This window comes from Kluyvera fluvialis (assembly GCF_059725275.1).
This window is the reverse complement of record NZ_AP046142.1, coordinates 3,188,716-3,209,246: the sequence shown is the minus strand read 5'-3', so window position 1 is coordinate 3,209,246 and position 20,531 is coordinate 3,188,716. Positions and strand designations below refer to the sequence as shown.

Genomic DNA, 20,531 nt, shown 5'->3' with positions numbered 1-20,531 from the left:
CGGTGTTTAAATGAAAAAATGCCAGTCAGAAGGACTGGCATTTTGACGGCGGGATGTACACAATGGGGCAGTAAACTAGGCGGCTGTTTCTGCTTCTATTACGGGGATAATTACGCTGGCGTGATTACCTTTTGGCCCCTCGTGGACATCAAACTGGACGGCTTGCCCGGCTTTTAACGTTCTGTAGCCATCCATCTGGATGGTGGAGTAATGGGCGAAGATGTCCTCGCCACCGCCTTCCGGGCAAATAAAACCGAACCCTTTGGCATTGTTGAACCACTTAACAGTACCCATTTCCATACTTCGACATCCTTCGTAACTCTATTATACGTTTATAAGTAGATGGAATGAACCGGTGGTGGAGTCAGGAGTTGCTCAAAACCTCACCAACTCTCGCCAGTACAATTTAGAGTTTTCGCACCAAGCGTCAAGCGTTAGAGGAAGAGGAAAGGGGGAAAATGAATCAAAATTTGAAGCAGTTAACGCTATTGACGGGAATGTGACAGAGTTCGCGAATGGCAGCTATAGGTGATAGCTATCTATGATCTACAGTAAATTGAGAACCTGTATACACAGAAACGGACGGTAACGTGGCGGCGGGGGATGTGTCATAAAACCCGTCAATAATACGAGAACCAGAGCCGCATGTTGTAAACAGGCTCGTCAGCAGCAATAGATGACACCGACGATGATGACTGACAATGAGTAAGACCAGAGACTGGCTGGACTTCGACCAGCTTGCGGCAGATAAACTTCAGGATGGGCTTAAACCCCCGTCAATGTATAAAGTGATATTGGTCAATGATGATTACACTCCGATGGAGTTTGTTATTGACGTGTTACAAAAATTCTTTTCTTATGATGTAGAACGTGCCACGCAACTGATGCTAACGGTTCACTATCAAGGTAAGGCAATTTGTGGTGTGTTTACGGCAGAAGTCGCCGAAACCAAAGTTGCCATGGTGAATCAGTATGCGAGGGAGAACGAGCATCCATTGTTGTGTACGCTGGAACAAGCCTGATACAGGCATGAAAATTGGGGGAGGTGCCTATGCTCAATCAAGAACTGGAACTCAGTTTAAACATGGCTTTCGCCAGAGCGCGCGAGCACCGTCATGAGTTTATGACCGTGGAGCATCTGTTGCTGGCGCTGCTCAGCAACCCATCAGCCCGTGAAGCGCTGGAAGCGTGTTCGGTCGATCTGGTGGCGCTGCGTCAGGAACTCGAAGCCTTCATCGAACAAACCACGCCGGTGCTGCCGGTCAGTGAAGAAGAGCGTGAAACTCAGCCGACGCTCAGTTTCCAGCGTGTTCTGCAACGCGCGGTCTTCCACGTTCAATCGTCCGGGCGTAGCGAAGTGACCGGCGCGAATGTCCTTGTGGCCATTTTTAGCGAACAAGAATCGCAGGCCGCCTATCTTCTGCGTAAGCATGAGGTTAGCCGCCTTGATGTGGTGAACTTCATCTCTCACGGTACGCGTAAAGACGAGCCAAGCCAGTCTTCTGATGCCGGAAGCCAGCAGACTAACGAAGAGCAAGCAGGCGGGGAGGATCGTATGGAAAACTTCACCACCAATCTTAACCAGCTTGCTCGTGTCGGCGGTATTGACCCGCTGATTGGCCGTGATAAAGAGCTGGAGCGCACCATTCAGGTGCTGTGCCGTCGCCGTAAAAATAACCCGCTGTTGGTGGGGGAATCCGGTGTCGGTAAAACAGCAATTGCCGAAGGGCTGGCATGGCGCATCGTGCGCGGCGACGTGCCGGAAATCATGGCTGATTGCACTATCTACTCGCTGGATATTGGCTCGCTGTTGGCGGGTACTAAATATCGTGGCGATTTCGAGAAACGCTTTAAAGCGCTGCTCAAACAGTTAGAGCAGGACAGCAACAGCATTCTGTTTATCGACGAAATCCACACCATTATTGGTGCGGGGGCGGCGTCCGGCGGCCAGGTGGATGCCGCGAACCTGATTAAACCGCTGCTTTCCAGCGGTAAAATTCGGGTGATGGGTTCTACTACCTATCAGGAGTTCAGCAATATCTTTGAGAAGGACAGGGCGCTGGCGCGTCGTTTCCAGAAAATCGATATTACCGAACCATCGGTTGAAGAAACCGTGCAGATTCTTAACGGCCTGAAACCGAAGTACGAAGCGCACCACGACGTTCGCTATACCGCAAAAGCGGTACGTGCGGCGGTGGAGCTGGCGGTGAAATACATTAACGATCGCCATCTGCCGGATAAAGCGATTGACGTTATCGACGAAGCAGGCGCGCGGGCGCGTTTGATGCCGGTGAGCAAGCGTAAAAAAACGATCAACGTGGCAGATATTGAATCTGTGGTGGCGCGTATTGCGCGTATCCCAGAGAAAAGTGTCTCTCAAAGCGATCGCGATACGCTGAAAACGCTGGGCAACCGCCTCAAAATGCTGGTGTTCGGACAGGATAACGCCATTGATGCGCTGACCGAAGCTATCAAGATGAGCCGCGCGGGCCTCGGCCACGAGCATCGTCCGGTGGGGTCATTCCTGTTTGCTGGCCCAACGGGTGTTGGTAAAACGGAAGTGACCGTTCAGTTGGCGAAGGCGATGGGCATTGAGCTGCTGCGTTTCGATATGTCTGAGTATATGGAACGTCACACGGTGAGCCGCCTGATTGGTGCGCCTCCGGGATACGTTGGTTTCGATCAGGGCGGTCTGCTGACCGATGCGGTGATTAAGCATCCGCACGCTGTGCTGCTGCTGGACGAAATCGAAAAAGCGCACCCGGATGTCTTTAACCTGCTGTTGCAGGTGATGGACAACGGCACGCTGACGGATAACAACGGTCGTAAAGCTGACTTCCGCAACGTGGTGCTGGTGATGACCACCAACGCCGGTGTGCGTGAAACCGAGCGTAAATCGATTGGGCTTATCCAGCAGGACAACAGCACCGACGCGATGGAGGAGATCAAAAAGATCTTTACGCCAGAGTTCCGTAACCGTCTGGACAACATTATCTGGTTCGATCACCTGTCAACCGAGGTGATCCATCAGGTGGTGGATAAGTTCATCGTCGAGTTGCAGGTACAGTTGGATCAAAAAGGCGTGTCGCTGGAAGTGAGCCAGGAAGCCCGCAACTGGCTGGCCGATAAAGGCTATGACCGGGCGATGGGCGCGCGTCCGATGGCGCGTGTGATTCAGGACAACCTGAAAAAACCGCTGGCTAACGAACTGCTGTTCGGCTCGCTGGTGGACGGCGGCCAGGTCACCGTGGCGCTCGATAAAGAGAAGAACGAGCTGACCTACGACTTCCAGAGTGCGCAAAAGCACAAGCCGGAAGCGGCGCATTAACGGCAAATGCCGCGATGTAGAATACAAACCGAGCTGGAAACAGCTCGGTTTTTTTATATCACTCACCTGCGCTAACGCAGCCTAACCCGCGCTGACAAATTGTTTGCGTTACTTTGAACTGTCAATAACAACCAGACGAAGCCGTTGGCATCATAATCGCAAAAGGTAATAAGACGGTGGCAGGATAGGATGTTGACGAAAGCGTTGTCAGTTATTTTACTGACCTGTGCATTATTTTCCGGTCAGTTGATGGCTGGGCATAAAGGCCATGAGTTTTTGATGGTTAAAAATGTCGATCACCAGTTGCGCCATGAAGCTGATAGCGACGAGCTGCGAATTGTGGCGGAGGAGTCAGCGGAAGGTTTGCGTGAGCATCATCACTGGCAAAAATCACGAAAACCTAATACCCATTTTCACTAAGTTTTTTAACCCAACATTATCTCCATCTATAGAAGGGAGGTGGTAGCAACCGCCAGGGGCTTCTTTTACGCATTTTTAATACACCCCAGTGATGTGCTAGTTTCTACGCAGGTGGTTTTTACTCCGCCTGTGATAAACCCTTTTTCTTCGATGTTTTATAACTTATTGATTTTTATAGGCTGGATAAGTGAAGTAAAAATTAGGGTAAATGCTGGATTTGTTGATAAAGTGCAATGATTCCAATACGCTGGATTGTTTATTGTCTAGTTCACTGCCGTATAGGCAGCTTAGAAAGCGCCGAAATGTTCATGCCATCAGGTAAATAAGTTCACTGCCGTATAGGCAGCTTAGAAAGTTCATGCTGTGCTGACGAGCTAGGTCAGAAAGTTCACTGCCGTATAGGCAGCTTAGAAAAGTCAAAAACAACGGGCAACAGCCATCTGACAGTTCACTGCCGTATAGGCAGCTTAGAAATATTGATGACAGAATACGTTCTGACTCGCTTCTGTTCACTGCCGTATAGGCAGCTTAGAAATCTTCGTCGGTTAAAATTGTGCTTCCACTTTCGTTCACTGCCGTATAGGCAGCTTAGAAATCTCGACGTTCGTCGAGAGAATCCCCGCACTGGTTCACTGCCGTACAGGCAGCTTAGAAAATGTGCAGCTCCATTCGCCGGGGAGCACGTCCGTTCACTGCCGTACAGGCAGCTTAGAAATTGCGCCAGACTGCCGAGCGGCTAATCACTACGTTCACTGCCGTACAGGCAGCTTAGAAAAGTAACTGGCACGAGCATGTCAGCGTTATGGGGTTCACTGCCGTACAGGCAGCTTAGAAACAAAAAACATGAAGTGGTGCGCACAACGGGGAGTTCACTGCCGTACAGGCAGCTTAGAAAACACGACGGGCCGCAATCGGGGCAATGATTGCGTTCACTGCCGTATAGGCAGCTTAGAAAAGTATGACTGCATCATGGATTCTGATGTCATTGTTCACTGCCGTATAGGCAGCTTAGAAATCGACAAATAACCGCGTCAACTGACGACAGAAGTTCACTGCCGTACAGGCAGCTTAGAAAGTGAAGGGTATTCAGGGGAGAATTCCTTTCCGGTTCACTGCCGTACAGGCAGCTTAGAAAGATCGCAGTAGCGAAAGTTCCGGTCTGAACGGGTTCACTGCCGTACAGGCAGCTTAGAAAAATACCGCGAACGCAATGCAGCAGCAGCAGCAGTTCACTGCCGTATAGGCAGCTTAGAAAATTACTCGGGCATGAGTGTGTTGCGTTACAACGTTCACTGCCGCACTGGCAGCTTTCATCCCATCCCTCTTAATCCTCTCTCTACGCATTGTCAGATAGTTGCAAAGTTAATAATTGCGATGGAAACCAACGAAACTGCTGTGGAACAATGTTTTATTGTCTCGAATAAACAACGAGACGTAATAATCACAGGACGTGCTTATGACTGCGAACCATTTCACCCCATCCGATCTCAAAACCATCCTTCATTCTAAGCGCGCCAATATTTACTACCTCGAAAAGTGCCGTGTGCAGGTTAATGGTGGTCGAGTCGAGTATGTCACCAGCGAGGGGAAAGAGTCGTTTTACTGGAATATCCCGATCGCGAATACCACCGCGCTGATGCTAGGAATGGGGACTTCGGTTACTCAGGCTGCGATGCGTGAATTTGCTCATGCAGGGGTGATGGTGGGTTTTTGTGGCACTGACGGCACGCCATTATATTCAGCCAATGAAGTCGATGTTGATGTTTCATGGTTGAGTCCACAAAGCGAATATCGCCCGACGGAATATCTCCAGCACTGGGTATCGTTTTGGTTTGATGAATCGCAACGTCTTGAGGCGGCAAAACGTTTTCAGCAAATCCGGCTAGCACAAATTGAAAAGCGCTGGCTAAGTACGCAGATGCAACGTGAGTCAGCTTTTCAACCAGACCCTCAGGCATTACGCACCTTACTGACTCAGGCCAGTGACAGCATGTCGCAGGCCAAAGATCACACCCTCTTAATGCTGGCGGAAGCCAAGCTGACTAAAGTGCTGTACAAAACGGCAAGCCAAGCGGTGGGTTATGGCGATTTTACACGGGCTAAGCGCGGTGGTGGGATCGATATGGCAAACCGCTTTCTCGATCAGGGAAATTACCTGGCTTATGGGCTTGCTGCGGTAGCGGCGTGGGTAACTGGTGTGCCACATGGCTTAGCGGTAATGCATGGCAAAACGCGTCGCGGCGGCCTGGTATTTGACCTGGCCGATCTGATCAAAGACGCGCTAGTGATGCCGCAGGCATTTATTGCCGCAATGGCGGGAGAAGATACGCAGGAGTTTCGCCAGCGTTGCATCAACGTCTTTCAGCAGGCAGATGCGCTAGACATCATGATTACTTCGCTTCAGGAAACGGCACAATCGTTGGGTAAGGTTGCTCAATGAATGTATTGATTATTTCGCGCTGCACCAAACGAGCCAGAGAAGAAAGTTGCCGGATTATCGACCAGTTTGCCGAGCGTACCGGAGATGCCGCCTGGCAGACCGCAATCACCCTCGAAGGTGTGCATACGTTACGGCGTTTGTTACGTAAAACCGCAAGGCGCAACACGGCGGTGGCATGTCACTGGTTGAAGAAAAATGGCCAAACGGAACTAATGTGGATGGTGGGGAATCTCAGGCGCTTTAATGCTCAAGGGCGAGTGCCTACCCATCGCACGACGCGCAGCCTGGCGGTTAATCGAGAAGAGCATCGTTGGCAAAGTGCGGAGAGCATCGCATTACTGGCGGCAATCGCGGGGTTATTTCATGATTTTGGTAAGTCGGGGCGTAGTTTCCAGGCGAGTCTGACCAGTAAAAAAGCAAAAAGCTATCAACCTTATCGCCACGAGTGGATCTCCGTTCGGCTTTTTCAGGCATTTGTCGGTGGGCAAACGGATGAAGAATGGTTGGCAAAACTTGGCACGCTTTCACCCAATGATGAGCAAACCATACTGGAGCGGTTACGCAAGGATAGCCCAGAGTTTACCGATAGCCCATTTCGCAAGCTGCCTCCGGTGGCGAAAACGGTCGCCTGGCTGATTTTATCGCATCACCGTTTACCGGAAAATTTGCCCAGCGCCAGCAAAGAGTCTTCAGAACACTGTGATACCTGGCTGGAAAATCAGCTCAATGTGGACTGGAATGCGCTGAATCATCGTAAAGACGAATGGATGCGTAGCGATTTCCAGTCTGTCTGGACATTTCCGTCAGGCACGCCATTGCAAAGCCGTACCTGGCGAGAAAAGGCGCGACAGATTGCCCGCCGAACTCAGAATGCCGTGTCATTAAAAACCTGGGGGCAGATGGATCAGCCGTTTACGCTGCATATTGCGCGTTTTTGCTTAATGTTGGCAGACCATTTTTACTCTGCCAATCACCCTCAGCAAAAGTGGCAAGACCCTGATTATGGCGCGTGGGCTAATAGTGACAGAAAGAGTGGTGAGCTTAAGCAGCGCGTGGATGAACACCTTGTTGGCGTGGCTCATCATGCGCTATTACTGGGGCGACAACTGCCACAAGTACGCGCCTCGCTGCCTGCCATCGCTCGGCATAAAGGGTTTAGTCAGCGGGCGGTCGATGAGCGTTATCATTGGCAGAATAAAGCATGGGATGTGGCGCGTGGGCTACGTGAGTATAGCCGTCAGGAGGGCTTTTTTGGTGTCAACATGGCGTCAACAGGCTGCGGGAAAACCTACGCTAACGCGCGCATCATGTATGCACTGGCAGACGAGCAGGAAGGCTGTCGTTTCACCGTAGCACTAGGCTTGCGGACTTTAACGCTGCAAACCGGTGAGGCGCTTCGCGATCGGCTAGGTCTGGATGAGGACGATCTGGCGGTGCTGATAGGTTCGGCGGCGGTAAAAAGGCTGTGGCAGCAAAAAAACGCGGAAAAACCGGATGCGGATCGTGGCAGTGCTTCGGAAGATGCGTTGTCTGATGAAGTGCAATACGTTCATTACGACGGCAGCATGAATACGGGTGTACTGGAAAAATGGTTACAAGGTGATGATAAGTTAAAGGCACTGATCAGTGCGCCGATTTTAGTGGCAACTATCGATCACTTGATTCCTGCAACGGAAGGTGTGCGAGGTGGTTCACAGCTTCCCGCCATGTTACGGCTACTAACCAGCGATCTCGTGCTGGATGAACCAGACGATTTTGATATTGCCGATCTCTACGCCGTATGCCGGTTGATGAACTGGGCGGGAATGCTGGGAACTCGCGTGCTGCTTTCGTCTGCGACGTTGCCGCCAGATCTCATTCAAGCACTGTTTGCTGCTTACCTGGCTGGGCGCAAAATATGGCAGTCTGCGTGTGGAGGGCACGATCGGCCCGTAAACATCGGTTGTGCATGGTTTGATGAAAAGCACGCACAGGCGGAGCGGATTGCCGATGGTCGTACGTTTCATGAAACCCATCAGGCGTTTATCAGCAAGCGGTCACAGATGCTGGCTGCAAAGCCGCGTCTCCATTTTGGGCGTATCGCGGCGGTTCAGGCAACAACTCCGGCGACAGACGAAGTGATAGCCAGTGTGGCTCACACCGTGCATACCCAAATGCGAGCCTTACATCAGGCACATAAAGTGGTGCATGAAACGGGCAAAACAGTGTCGTTAGGGTTGGTAAGATTTGCCAATATCAATCCATTGGTGGCGGTGGCGCAAGCGCTAATGGCGATACCTTCACCGGACGATGTTTGCATTCACTACTGCGTTTATCATGCCCGCCATCCTCTGGCGGTGCGTTCGGATATTGAAGCCCGTCTGGATAGCGCCTTTACCCGACATCAACCGGATGCCCTTTGGCGCAATACGGATATTGCCGCCGCACTTCAGCATCGCCCAGAAAAACATCATCTTTTTGTCGTGCTCGGAACCTCGGTTATTGAGGTGGGGCGAGATTGGGATGCGGATTGGGGAATAATAGAGCCCAGTTCGATGCGCTCCATTATCCAGTTTGCCGGGCGTGTTCAACGCCATCGCCGTGTTGTGCCGCAAAGTGAGAATCTGGTGATTCTTAGTCACAATATCAAAGCGTTACAGCACCAAACGCCTGCCTTCTGTAAACCAGGATTTGAAGACAAAACCCATCTGCTTGTCAGCCATGATTTGCGGGAACTGCTCCCGTTGCAGGACTTCCGCACCATTAATGCGTTACCGAGAATCCTGTCACCGGATGGCGAAAACAAGCTGGCGGAGCTGGAGCATCAGCGCTTAAAAGATGCGTTGTTAAGCACGAAAAGCCCGTCTGTGGTGGCGGCGCAATGGTGGCGTCAGTCTTTGAGCTGGAACGGTTGGATGCAGCGCAGAACCCCATTTCGATGCTCGCAGCCGGAAGCGGTGTTTTACCTGCACATGAAAGATGAAGAAAGTGAGCCACGCTTTTTCTCCCGCCAGGACAATAACGAAGGCAAAGCCGCCACTTTTAAGTTGCAGAAACTCACCTGTGCCAGCGGCGTAGCCTGCTGGGGAGCGGTGGATTACAAACAAGTCTTGCTAAAACTGGCTGATAAGCAGAATCGAGAAATCGACCAGATAGGGGAGATATTTGGTGAGGTTCGTGTGACTGTCAGTGAGGACGATGCCGTTAAAGATTGGTTTTATCACCCGTGGTTGGGTGTGTTTCGCGCCCCCTGAAAAGGGGCGCGAGCTGCTTGTACAGCAGTGTACTGGGTTAATAAAGTTAACTTTATATATTTCTAAGCTGTCTGTTCGACAGGTTAATTTATGAGTTTAAAGTAATTTAGTTCTAGATTTCAAGTAGAGCAAAGGTACGCTGAGATTATATTAAAAAAGTAAACATTATATAGGGGGTTGAATCTGTGTCGTGCTAGTCCTACAATCCCGATACTTAATACTGTCGAGGTATTGTTCATGCATAACGATTTTAAGGTGCTTTGCACGGTTTTGCTTTTTACATCATGGATGTTTGCATCTAAACCAGTCTTGATGTCAATTAATCAGCATATTGGAACTGGTGGGGTTATATACAACTCATTCATTTCTTTAAGTTTTTAGGGATTATAAGGTACGGGGAGGGAAACTTTTGATCGATAATTTAGTTAATTTTATCACCGATTATATCGCCTCGCGAAGGCAGCCGAAGTTTGAAGCCTTTGAAAAAATGGCCGCTAAACGGTTGGAGCAGGGGGAGGATGCAAGCGCGATAGCGCAGGAACGCCAGGATCTGGATGCTCGCTATCAGCCCAGAAACTGGCTAACGGATGCCGCAAAACGCGCTGGGCAAATTAGCCTTGTCACCCATGCGGCGAAGTTTACCCACGGTGATTCGAAAAGTAGCAGTATTTATCGGGAAACGGAAAGTGAGGCTGATTATCTCAGCACAGACTCGCTATCGAGCATTGCTACTGATGCGGTAGGTAATGCAGCGGCGTTGGATGTGGCTAAATTACTGCAAACCGTTGTCGATGGAGACTCCTTACTCGACTGCCTGAAACGTGGCGATTATCAAGCGTTGGAGGCACTGGCTGAAGACGAAGCGCAACTGAAACAATGGGTAGATGGCTTTAATCAGGCATTGACCCCAGCGCAGCCTTCCTCCCACAAGCTGGCGAAACAGATCTATTTTCCTGTTGATGATGGTTACCACCTCCTGTGCCCGTTGTTTGCGACTTCGTTGGCGCAGGCGATGCAAGAAAAGCTGGTGGCTGCACGTTTTGGCGAAGAGGCGAAAGCCATCCGGGATGCGCATAGGGCCAGAAAATGGCATTCGCAGCCTGATGTCCGCTACCCGAATCTTGCCGAGATGCATTTCGGCGGGACTAAACCGCAAAATATATCTGCCCTGAATAGTTCGCGCGGTGGTCGCATTTGGCTACTGCCTTCAAAGCCCCCTGCGTGGATAACCTTTCCGCGCGCGCCACAAAATATGCGGAGTCTTTTTACACGTAGTGGGGCGTTTAATCGGGCTGCGTCTGGTGTGCTCGCCAGCATGACCCACCTGTTAGCGGTGAATGCTGACCGAAATAATGTCCATATCCGCACAACCAGGGCGCGGTATGTTGATGAACTTATCGACCTCCTTTTTGTGCAAGCCTCAACCCTCCAGCAGGAAAAATGGCAGGGTTGGACACAGCATTGCCCCGATATGCCGTTACACCAACAGCTTTGGCTTGATCCGTGGCGCAGCAAAACCGATGAAACATTCAGACTCGAACGCGAGAAAGATGGCTGGCAGGCTGGTGTGGCAGAAGACTTTGCTCGTTGGCTGAACTATCGACTGAAAAAAGCGAGCCTGGATGTTGGCGCGGTTGAATATCGAGAATGGCGTACGCAGTCTCTGTTCCGCCAACGGATGCGAGAAATGGACGCTATTGTGCAGGAGGCGCTGAAATGAGTTATCTGGTGATATTGCCCCATTTACGCGTCGAGAATGCTAATGCCGTGGCGGGATTAACCTGGGGATTTCCGGCCATCACCCATTTTCTGGGCTATGTCCATGCACTCTCTCGTAAAATTTACGCAGAATATGGCGTTCGTTTTGACGGCTGCTCGGTGATTAGCCATGAACATCAGGTTCATGCGTACTCGTCTGGCCGTGATTATCAATTTGCGCTTACCCGTAATCCGCTGACTAAAGAAGGTAATACCGCCTCCTTCAATGAAGAAGGGCGGATGCACCTCACCGTTTCGCTGGTGGTTGAATGTAAAGGTGAAATTATCAATGGCGAATACGGTAAAGACGCGCTGTGTAGGCATCTGAAAATGCTGTGCCAGGGGCAAAAACTGGCCGGTGGCAGCATTATCAGTATGCGCGACCCGCAGATTTTTTATCCCCCCGAAAATGAAAAGCAGTTACGGCAAATCCTGTGGCGGCTAATGCCCGGTTTTGCTTTATACGATCGCAGCGGATGGTTAGCGGAGCATCATCAACAGCGTCCAGAAAAGCCGCTTCTGGACGCTTGGTTGGATTTTGCTGCCATCAAATATCAGGCTGAACCAGCAGAAGAGGGGGATGACGCGCGATGGGAGTATCAACCTAAACCGATGCCGGGTTATCTCGTGCCGTTAATGTGTGGTTATCAGCGTATTTCAGCATTGTACGCTCCGGGTGAGGTGGAAAAAGCACGAGATCTTGCCACACCTTTTGCTTTTGTCGAAGCCGTGTACGGTGTTGGCGAATGGCGTGGGCTGCATCGAATAACCGACATTGAGCCACTGTTGTGGCGCTATCGAACAACCGATACCGGCTACTACTGCTCAGCGATGCCGCCAGTCGCTGATGATTTCACGATTAATGACAATGATGAATATGAATAAGGATATGACTATGGCAAAGGCTCCTGTCTCTGTAAAAACGGCTTCTGTGCTGGCATTTGAACGCAAACTGGCAACCTCTGACGCAACAATGTATGCCGGTAACTGGCAAGGTGTTAACTGGCAACCGATTGAAATACAAGAAAAGGCCGTGCGCGGCACTATCTCTAATCGCCTGAAAAATGCGATTGCCAGCGACCCTACAAAGCTGGATGCCGAAATTCAAAAAGCAAACCTGCAACGTGTAGATGTCGCCGCATTACCTGCCGATGCTGATACGCTCAAAATAGTCTTTACCCTGCGCGTGCTCGGGAACTTGTCTACGCCTTCCGTTTGTAATGATATGGCCTATCAGGATGCGCTTTTACAGGTTATTGAGGGGTATATACAGGAACACGGTTTTGGTGAACTGGCATACCGTTATGCGACTAATCTGGCGAATGGCCGCTTTCTGTGGCGTAACCGAATTGGTGCAGAACAGGTTCAGGTAAAAGTGACTACGGGCGAGCAGTCATGGACATTTAACAGCCATGATTATTCACTGCGCCAGTTTGACTACCGTGAGAAGTCATTGAATGAACTCGCTGCTGTAATTGCTAAGGGATTAAACGGCGAACAGTGGGTCATGCTAAATGTCGAGGCTCAGGTCCGTTTGGGCGCTGGGCAGGAAGTCTTCCCGTCTCAGGAGCTGGTGCTGGACAGCAATAGCACGAAAAGTCGGGTGTTATATCAGGTGGCGGGGGTTGCAGGTATCCACTCACAGAAAATCGGTAATGCACTGCGCACTATTGATACCTGGCATCCGCGTACTGATGAACTGGGGGCGATTGCTGTGGAACCTTACGGCTCAGTCACAAGCCGTGGTGTCGCTTGTCGCCAGCCAAAAGATAAAATGGATTTTTACACCTTATTGGATAACTGGGTAACCAAAGGGGTAAAACCTGATACGGAGCAGCAGCACTACGTGATGGCGGTACTGATTCGCGGTGGCGTATTCGGTGAGAAGAGCGAATAAGGAGCTGGATATGGATCACTATCTGGAGATCCGGGTGTTACCTGATCCTGAGTTTAATACCGGTATGTTGATGTCTGCGCTGTTTGCCAAACTTCATCGCGCATTGGGGGCGAGAGGTAAAGGTGATATCGGTGTAAGTTTTCCTCTCTATGACATCACGCTGGGCGGCTGCTTGCGTCTGCATGGTAGCGTCAGCGCATTGCACGAACTTGAAATGACCCACTGGCGTAAGGGTATGAACGACTATTGCCAGTGTGGGATAGTTTCTCCGATACCCGAAGCCAAAGGGTGGAGAACGGTCAATCGTGTTCAGGTAAAGAGTAATCCGCAGCGGTTGTTACGCCGTTCGGTAAAAAAAGGGTGGTTAACGCCAGAGGAAGCTGAAGCGCGTTTGCCTACGTTGACGGTGCAACGAACGACACTGCCTTATCTGACAATAAAAAGCCTTTCGAGTAATCAGCAATTCCGCCTGTTTGTAGAGCATGGGCCATTGCAAACTGCGCCCGCCGATGGCGTATTCAGCAGTTACGGGTTGAGCGCTGTTGCGACGGTTCCCTGGTTCTAATATGCGATGCATCCGCCCTCAATCTTAAGGGCGGATTTTTATCCTTTTTAATTCAGGCCCGGTAACTGTTTGATTTTTAAATGCTGAATATAGGGTTATAAAAAAGGAGATAAAAAGAGGGTTTATGTCTTTTCCTATGCGAAACAATGAGATGATATTGCCTCGTGGACTTCCGCATAGGCAGTTTAGAAATATGCGCCGATTTATAGGGTAAAACCCTGTCGTACAACTTCCTAAAAAACCAAGAGATTCGCGATATTTGCTTTGTTTTATATATGGCAGGGAATCGCTATATGGCAGGCAAAAAAATGCCCCGCGTTAAGCGAGGCATCGTTTGGCAAATAGCACTCGGCGGCATTGGCGTCGGGCGCTCATTATCTGCGGCTATTAGCGACTACGGAAGACAATGCGGCCTTTGCTCAGGTCGTACGGGGTCAGCTCAACAGTCACTTTGTCGCCCGTCAGGATGCGGATGTAGTTTTTGCGCATTTTACCGGAGATATGTGCAGTAACCACGTGCCCGTTTTCCAGTTCTACGCGGAACATGGTGTTAGGCAACGTATCAAGAACGGTACCCTGCATTTCAATATTGTCTTCTTTGGCCATCTAATCCTCTGGGGTATCACTACCGTAATTTGAACCGGCAAGATAATGCCGAAGTTCATCAAGTAAGTAAAGAATTGTGCATATTAATTGGCGAAAGTCGTTTTTGCGCATTACCCTTTCACCACACAAAAGCAACGTGTGATGGGCGCGAACCAGGCCGGAAACAGCAGGATTAACGTGGGCGTTATCTGACTCGAATGATTCCCAAACGGCGGCGGGGCAAAAGGCAGAAGCGACTCTCGTCGGCAATTATATCATCCTGATGAAGATTGTGCTGAAAACATTTACGTTTCAGGTGAAAAGAGATGGCGTGGAACCCAGAATCTGTCGGATAGCGGCTGCAAACGCAGAGAATCGAGCTGTTCCAGGTAATCCCGGCGTGGAATTTCCACCGCGCCAAGCGAAGCAGTATGATTATTGAGTATCTGACAGTCGATTAATTTACCGCCTGCTTCACGAAAAGCCTCACAGAAGACGTACAACGCAGTTTTAGAGGCGTTCTCGGCTCGGCTGAACATCGACTCGCCGCAGAACAGTTCGCCCATTGCCACGCCGTACATGCCGCCTACCAGCGTATCGTGATGCCATACTTCAATCGAATGCGCATGGCCAAGCTCATGCAGGCGTTGATACGCCAGGCTGATGCTGGTGGTTATCCACGTGCCTTCGTGGCGATCTTGTGCGCAGCCTTCGATAACCTGGCTAAAGGCATAGTTGAGCGTCACGCGGTAGGGCGAATTTTTATGAAAGCGCTTCATACTGCGGCTGAGGTGAAACTGCTCTGGCGATAAAACCGCACGTGGATCCGGTGACCACCACAGGATCGGGTCACCAGGTGAAAACCACGGAAAGATCCCGCGTTGATAAGCCATCAACAGCCGGGCAGGGCCGAGATCGCCCCCTAAGGCCAGAAGCCCGTTCGGTTCGCGTAATGCGTCCTCGGGTGAGGGGAAAGCAATCGAGTGACGAGAAAGCTGGACAAGGCGCATACTGCGACAACCTCACTAAGAGCCTATTCCATTAGGCTATTTTATTTGCCATTTTGGCCCAGGGCAGTGCTCAAAATCCTCACGTACTACGTGTACGCTGCGGTTTTTCCGCGCTGTCCGTGTCCAAACTGGCTGCAACAATATACGCCTGATGGCATAGGCTCTAAAAAACTATCCCATCAGGCGATTTTATTTGCCCGTTTGACCGTGCGTGTTTTCAACGCGGGTATTCACTAATCATAGCTTACAGGCGCTGTTTGAACTGGTAGTAACGGCCTTGTTTTGCCAGCAGTTCTGTATGATTACCTTGCTCAATAATTTGCCCGTTGTCCATGACAATTATCCGATTAAACCGCGCCAGGCCGCGCAGGCGATGGGTCACCATCAGCAGCGTTTTATCGCGCATAACGTCGGCCAATAGCTCAAGAATTTGGCTCTCGGTGGTGGCATCTAACCCTTCAGTAGGTTCGTCGAGCATCATTAGCGGGGCGTCGTGCAGCAATGCGCGAGCAATGCCTAAGCGGCGCAGCTCACCGCCGGATAACTGGCGGCCACCTTCACCCAGCCAACTGTTCAAACCGGCGTCTTCCAGCAGTTTTTCAAGCCCGGTACGGCGCAGTACGTCGCTTAGCGCTTCATCGCTGGCTTGCGGTTTGGCTAACAGCAGGTTATCGCGCAGCGTAGCGCTAAACAGATGCACACGTTGCGGAACCAGGCTCATGCTCTGGCGGAGCGTCTGTTCATCCAGGCTATTAAGCGCCATATCGTTGAGCAGAATCGTGCCCTGCTGTGGATCCCAGGCGCGGGTCAGCAATTGTAATAAAGTCGATTTACCGCAGCCAGTACGACCCAGGATGGCGATATGTTCACCGGCGGTGACCTGTAGCGAGAGGTTATTCAGCGCGGGTTGAGACTGCTGCGGATAAGTGAATGACACCTGCTCAAGCGTTAAGGCCACCTGCTGTGGACGAGCAACAGCTTGTTGCGGGAAGGTCACTTCCGGCTGCTGCTCAATAATCTGGCTAACGCGCAGCGCCGAGGCGATCACTTGCCCTAAATGCTGGAATGCACCGGTTACCGGCGCGAGCGCTTCGAAGGCTGCCAGCGCACAGAATACGAATAGCGCAATCAGCGCCCCCGGTTGGCGATTATCACCGACGCCACCGGCAGCCAGCCACAGCATCGCGACAACCGCCACGCCGCCAATCAGCAGCATCAGCGCTTGAGACAGGGCGGTGAGTTCAGACTGGCGGCGTTGCGCGTCATGCCAGTGCAGTTCGGTGCGTTCCATCTGTTTACGGTAGCGCTGGCTGGCGTTAAAAATGGTCAGCTCCGCTTGCCCCTGTAACCAGCTGGTCAACTGTTGGCGATACTGCCCGCGCAGTGTGGTGAGCTGCTCGCCTGCGGGCTTGCCAGCGCGGTAAAACAGCGGTGGCAACAGTAAAAGTGTTGCCAGCATAATGCCGCCCAGCGTGAGCGCCAGAGACACGTCCAACAGGCTCAGGCCTAAGGTCACCACCACAATCACCACCATAGCCCCCATCAGCGGCGAAATTACGCGCAGGTAGAGGTGATCGAGTGTGTCTACATCCGCCACCATGCGGTTAAGTAGCTCGCCCTGACGAAAACGCGCCAGGCCAGCAGGGGAAAGCGGTAGCAATTTGCTGAAGGTGAAAACGCGCAGGTGTTGAAGCACACGGAATGTCGCATCGTGGCTGACCAGACGTTCAAAATAGCGCCCGGCGGTACGAATAATCGCTGCGCCACGAACGCCTGCGGCGGGGAGCATGTAGTTAAAACTGTAAGCGCCCGCAAACCCGACCACCGCCGAAGCCGACAAGAACCAGCCGGAAAGCGTCAGTAAGCCAATGCTCGCTAACAGCGTGACAATCGCCAGAATGACGCCAAGGCTTAACAGCCATTTGTGGCGTTTATAGAGCGCCAGATAAGGCAACAGTGCGCGCATTTAAATTTCCTCCTGACGATTAGCCAACAGGCTGGCAAACACGCCGTTGGCATCAACTAACTGCTGATACGTCCCTTGTTCGATAATCTGCCCGTTTTCCATAACCCAGATGGCGTCCCACGCTATAAGGCCTTCTAACTGGTGAGTGACCATGAGCGTGGTCTGCTGGGTTGATGCTTTGGTCAATGCTTGCATCACGCGCTGCTCGCTGTGCGCGTCAAGGCTGGCGGCGGGTTCATCCAGCAGCAGCAGGCGGCAAGGCGCTATCAGCGCACGAGCAACGGCTACGCGCTGCGCCTGGCCGACGGACAACCGCGCGGCTTGCTCGCCCACTACGGTATCAATGCCGTCCGGGAGCTGCGGCAAAAACTCATTCACCCACGCTTTTTCCAGCGCGTTATGCAACGGTTGCTCTCCGGCATCAGGGTTGCCCAGCAGCACGTTTTCCCGCAGCGTAGACGCCGGTAGTTGTGGGTTTTGCCCCACCCAACTCATCATTCGGTGCCAGCTTTCCGGTTGCAGATTGCGCAGCTCTACGCCATTCACTTGTAATGAACCGCTGTAGGGTAAGAAGCCCGCCAGCGCATTTAACAGCGAACTTTTCCCCGAACCGCTTTGCCCAACCAGCACCGCTCGTTGCCCGGCTTTCAGCGTAAAGTTAAGCGGGCCAGCCAGCATTTTGCCTTCTGGTGAGGTGATAAAGAGATCGCGTGCGTGCAGTGTGACGGGGTCGCTGGAATCCAGCGTTTGGTCGCCTTGCTCAGGATGCGCCAGTGGCGCTTCAAGGAACGTTTTCAGGCTATCGGCAGCCCCGACAGCCTGCGCTTTGGCGTGATAAAACGTGCCTAAATCGCGCAACGGCTGGAAGAATTCAGGCGCCAGAATCAATGCCAGAAAACCGGAAGAGAGCGTGACAGCCGTCCCGTAGCTGCCAAAATTCAGCTCGCCAAGATAGGAGAAGCCAAAATAGACCGCGACCAGTGCGATGGAGAGCGAGGTGAAAAACTCCAGCACGCCTGATGAGAGGAAGGCGAGACGCAGTACTTCCATAGTGCGCTGGCGAAAATCCTGTGAGGCACTGCGAATACTCTCTGTTTCAGCGTCGCCACGGCCAAAAATACGCAGCGTGTCCATACCGCGCAGGCGGTCAAGGAAGTGCCCACTCAGGCGCGCCAGCGCAAGGAAGTTGCGACGGTTTGCGTCGGCAGCGCCCATGCCAACCAGCGCCATAAACAGCGGAATCAGCGGCGCGGTAACCAGTAAAATCAGCGCAGCCGCCCAGTTGGATGGGAAAATCGCTACTACGATTAATAACGGCACACACGCCGCCAGCGCCATTTGTGGCAGATAGCGGGCATAGTAATCATGCATGTCGTCAATTTGTTCAAGAATAAGGGTTGCCCAGCTACCGGCGGGTTTGCCCTGGATCCACGCAGGGCCAGCCTGTTGTAGCCGGTCGAGCACCTGTTTGCGGATTTCAAAACGGATCTGTTGCCCCGCATGGAAGCCGACGCGTTCGCGCAGCCAAACCACCCACGCACGAAGGATAAAAATCAACACCAGTTGCACAAAGGGCAACAGCAGCGCCTCGCGCGGGATATTCTCCATGATCATATGATGGAGAATACGAGCCAGGAACCAGGCTTGGGCGATGATCAACACACCGCTGACAAAGCCGAGCAGACGGGAGGTCATCAACCAGCGGCGTGAAAGTACGCTTTGCTGTTTGAGCCAGCGGGTGAGTTCTTGTTGGCGACTTTTATTCATTGGGCGCTTAGCAGGTGGCTTATAGGTAATGGTTTCAGTTATGGGCGCGGCAATGTTACATCGCAGAAAAAATAAAGGCGACTTATCGTCGCCTTTTTTACTTTTGTTACTGACTTGTAAAGATTATTTGCAAGCGTCAGCCAGTCCGTCGAGGTAACGTTCCGCGTCCAGCGCCGCCATACAGCCCGTGCCCGCAGAGGTAATTGCCTGGCGATAGATGTGGTCCATAACGTCACCCGCAGCAAACACACCTGGAATGCTGGTTTGCGTGGCGTTGCCGTGAATCCCTGATTGCACTTTGATGTAGCCGTTTTCCAGCTCCAGTTGGCCGTCGAAAATCGCGGTGTTAGGGCTATGACCGATAGCGACAAACAGGCCCGCCACCTCGAGAGTCTCAAGGGTGTCGGTGTTCTGCGTGTCACGCAGGCGCAAGCCGCTCACGCCCATCTGATCGCCAGTCACTTCTTCCAGCGTGCGGTTGGTGTGCAGCACAATGTTGCCGTTTTCCACTTTATCCATCAGGCGTTTGATGAGGATTTTCTCCGCGCGGAAGCTGTCGCGACGGTGAATCAAATGCACTTCGGATGCAATGTTAGACAGATACAGCGCTTCTTCAACTGCGGTATTGCCGCCGCCGATGACCGCGACTTTTTGGTTACGGTAGAAGAAACCGTCGCAGGTCGCGCAGGCAGATACGCCACGGCCTTTGAATGCTTCTTCCGACGGTAGGCCGAGATAACGCGCGGATGCCCCCGTGGCGATGATTAACGCATCGCAGGTGTACTCGCCGCTGTCGCCAGTCAGGCGGAACGGACGGTTTTGTAAATCGACGCTGTGGATGTGATCGAAAATAATTTCGGTATCAAATTTCGTTGCATGTTCGTGCATACGTTCCATCAGCAGCGGGCCTGTCAGGTCGTTTGGATCGCCAGGCCAGTTTTCCACTTCTGTGGTGGTGGTCAGTTGACCGCCTTTTTCCAGCCCGGTAATCAATACCGGTTGCAGGTTTGCGCGTGCAGCATAGACCGCAGCGGTGTATCCCGCAGGTCCAGAACCAAGGATTAGCAACTTACTGTGTTTGGCCGTGCCCATGAGATCCCCATAATTGTTGGCAGACATTGGTCTGGATTGTAGGGAATTTGTAGACGTAAAAAAAGAGCATAGCGATTTTGTTAACGATATGTGCAATAGAATAGACCGATTAATCGTCTGTTTTAACAACAAAGAATATAACTATTTCTACTGCACGCGGACGAATTATAAGACGATTACATGTCGATACGGGCCAGGCAATAATGAATATCTGGCATGTTGTACTAAAAAAAGATGTTTTGCTTTGACAATCCCCTGTGCTTTTGCGACAACATTCAAGGAAGAAGAAAAGCAGTGTTTCGCGTGCGGTGAATTTTCATGCACGCAAATGCCATTTTTACCCGGTTCACTGAAATCTACGTATGGTGTGGACAGACATCATACGTGATGTTGGAGAGAGGCCGTCAGGCCCCGGGGCTTCTCATACGCATACCCGGGATATACGGTGTTGCAGCAACAACGGCGTATTG

Annotated in this window: 15 protein-coding genes and 1 CRISPR repeat array; of the genes, 9 read left to right on the top strand and 6 right to left on the bottom strand. The window is 51.7% G+C overall.

Annotated elements, in window-relative coordinates:
* Window positions 1–75 precede the first annotated feature (75 nt).
* A complete protein-coding gene (gene cspD, locus AC6I4B_RS15140; RefSeq protein ID WP_497766238.1) occupies window positions 76–300 on the bottom strand; it encodes a cold shock-like protein CspD in 225 nt (74 codons plus the stop codon).
* Window positions 301–701: 401 nt separating this feature from the next.
* On the opposite strand from cspD, the gene clpS reads away from it, so the two are divergent.
* From clpS to cas6f, 9 genes are all read left to right on the top strand, one after another.
* Window positions 702–1,022 (top strand): ATP-dependent Clp protease adapter ClpS, encoded by a 321-nt coding sequence (gene clpS / locus AC6I4B_RS15135; RefSeq protein ID WP_064548721.1) that lies wholly within the window; start codon window positions 702–704, stop codon window positions 1,020–1,022.
* Window positions 1,023–1,051: 29 nt separating this feature from the next.
* The gene (clpA, locus tag AC6I4B_RS15130; RefSeq protein WP_497766236.1) at window positions 1,052–3,328 is read left to right on the top strand and encodes an ATP-dependent Clp protease ATP-binding subunit ClpA; all 2,277 of its coding nucleotides are present in this window, start codon (window positions 1,052–1,054) and stop codon (window positions 3,326–3,328) included.
* Between the two features lie 189 nt (window positions 3,329–3,517).
* Complete coding sequence (locus AC6I4B_RS15125) at window positions 3,518–3,748, top strand: DUF2554 family protein (protein WP_497766235.1); 231 nt, start codon at window positions 3,518–3,520, stop codon at window positions 3,746–3,748.
* A 266-nt stretch (window positions 3,749–4,014) separates the two neighbouring features.
* Window positions 4,015–5,003: direct repeats of the CRISPR family, unit length 28 nt; unit sequence GTTCACTGCCGTACAGGCAGCTTAGAAA.
* A gap of 201 nt (window positions 5,004–5,204) precedes the next feature.
* The gene (cas1f, locus tag AC6I4B_RS15120) at window positions 5,205–6,188 is read left to right on the top strand and encodes a type I-F CRISPR-associated endonuclease Cas1f (protein ID WP_497766233.1); all 984 of its coding nucleotides are present in this window, start codon (window positions 5,205–5,207) and stop codon (window positions 6,186–6,188) included.
* Window positions 6,185–9,421 (top strand): type I-F CRISPR-associated helicase Cas3f, encoded by a 3,237-nt coding sequence (cas3f, locus tag AC6I4B_RS15115; protein ID WP_497766232.1) that lies wholly within the window; start codon window positions 6,185–6,187, stop codon window positions 9,419–9,421. The genes cas1f and cas3f overlap by 4 nt, the downstream gene beginning before the upstream one ends.
* Window positions 9,422–9,830: 409 nt before the next feature.
* Entirely contained in the window at window positions 9,831–11,141 is a 1,311-nt protein-coding gene (gene csy1, locus AC6I4B_RS15110) for a type I-F CRISPR-associated protein Csy1 (RefSeq protein ID WP_497766230.1), read from the top strand.
* Entirely contained in the window at window positions 11,138–12,064 is a 927-nt protein-coding gene (gene csy2, locus AC6I4B_RS15105) for a type I-F CRISPR-associated protein Csy2 (RefSeq protein WP_497766228.1), read from the top strand. The genes csy1 and csy2 overlap by 4 nt, the downstream gene beginning before the upstream one ends.
* Window positions 12,065–12,074: 10 nt before the next feature.
* A complete protein-coding gene (csy3, locus tag AC6I4B_RS15100; protein WP_497766227.1) occupies window positions 12,075–13,076 on the top strand; it encodes a type I-F CRISPR-associated protein Csy3 in 1,002 nt (333 codons plus the stop codon).
* 10 nt (window positions 13,077–13,086) lie between these two features.
* Window positions 13,087–13,641, top strand: a complete 555-nt coding sequence (gene cas6f, locus AC6I4B_RS15095; protein ID WP_497766225.1) for a type I-F CRISPR-associated endoribonuclease Cas6/Csy4 — start codon at window positions 13,087–13,089, stop codon at window positions 13,639–13,641.
* 387 nt (window positions 13,642–14,028) lie between these two features.
* On the opposite strand, the gene infA is transcribed toward cas6f, so the two are convergent.
* The 5 genes from infA to trxB form a co-directional block, all read right to left on the bottom strand.
* On the bottom strand, window positions 14,029–14,247 hold the full coding sequence (gene infA / locus AC6I4B_RS15090) for a translation initiation factor IF-1 (protein ID WP_002211347.1): 219 nt from the start codon (window positions 14,245–14,247) through the stop codon (window positions 14,029–14,031).
* Between the two features lie 284 nt (window positions 14,248–14,531).
* A complete protein-coding gene (gene aat / locus AC6I4B_RS15085) occupies window positions 14,532–15,236 on the bottom strand; it encodes a leucyl/phenylalanyl-tRNA--protein transferase (RefSeq protein ID WP_497766223.1) in 705 nt (234 codons plus the stop codon).
* A gap of 244 nt (window positions 15,237–15,480) precedes the next feature.
* Window positions 15,481–17,202, bottom strand: coding sequence for a heme ABC transporter ATP-binding protein/permease CydC (gene cydC, locus AC6I4B_RS15080; RefSeq protein WP_497766222.1), 1,722 nt, complete (start codon window positions 17,200–17,202; stop codon window positions 15,481–15,483).
* On the bottom strand, window positions 17,203–18,969 hold the full coding sequence (cydD, locus tag AC6I4B_RS15075; protein WP_497766220.1) for a heme ABC transporter permease/ATP-binding protein CydD: 1,767 nt from the start codon (window positions 18,967–18,969) through the stop codon (window positions 17,203–17,205).
* A gap of 123 nt (window positions 18,970–19,092) precedes the next feature.
* Complete coding sequence (trxB, locus tag AC6I4B_RS15070; RefSeq protein ID WP_497766219.1) at window positions 19,093–20,061, bottom strand: thioredoxin-disulfide reductase; 969 nt, start codon at window positions 20,059–20,061, stop codon at window positions 19,093–19,095.
* Window positions 20,062–20,531 lie beyond the last annotated feature (470 nt).

Coding starts and splice junctions, on each gene's coding strand:
- infA (WP_002211347.1), bottom strand. CDS start 14,247: ATGGCCAAAGAAGACAATATTGAAATGCAGGGTACCGTTCTTGATACG.
- csy3 (WP_497766227.1), top strand. CDS start 12,075: ATGGCAAAGGCTCCTGTCTCTGTAAAAACGGCTTCTGTGCTGGCATTT.
- cas6f (WP_497766225.1), top strand. CDS start 13,087: ATGGATCACTATCTGGAGATCCGGGTGTTACCTGATCCTGAGTTTAAT.
- csy2 (WP_497766228.1), top strand. CDS start 11,138: ATGAGTTATCTGGTGATATTGCCCCATTTACGCGTCGAGAATGCTAAT.
- cspD (WP_497766238.1), bottom strand. CDS start 300: ATGGAAATGGGTACTGTTAAGTGGTTCAACAATGCCAAAGGGTTCGGT.
- cas3f (WP_497766232.1), top strand. CDS start 6,185: ATGAATGTATTGATTATTTCGCGCTGCACCAAACGAGCCAGAGAAGAA.
- clpS (WP_064548721.1), top strand. CDS start 702: ATGAGTAAGACCAGAGACTGGCTGGACTTCGACCAGCTTGCGGCAGAT.
- clpA (WP_497766236.1), top strand. CDS start 1,052: ATGCTCAATCAAGAACTGGAACTCAGTTTAAACATGGCTTTCGCCAGA.
- AC6I4B_RS15125 (WP_497766235.1), top strand. CDS start 3,518: ATGTTGACGAAAGCGTTGTCAGTTATTTTACTGACCTGTGCATTATTT.
- trxB (WP_497766219.1), bottom strand. CDS start 20,061: ATGGGCACGGCCAAACACAGTAAGTTGCTAATCCTTGGTTCTGGACCT.
- cydC (WP_497766222.1), bottom strand. CDS start 17,202: ATGCGCGCACTGTTGCCTTATCTGGCGCTCTATAAACGCCACAAATGG.
- aat (WP_497766223.1), bottom strand. CDS start 15,236: ATGCGCCTTGTCCAGCTTTCTCGTCACTCGATTGCTTTCCCCTCACCC.
- cydD (WP_497766220.1), bottom strand. CDS start 18,969: ATGAATAAAAGTCGCCAACAAGAACTCACCCGCTGGCTCAAACAGCAA.
- cas1f (WP_497766233.1), top strand. CDS start 5,205: ATGACTGCGAACCATTTCACCCCATCCGATCTCAAAACCATCCTTCAT.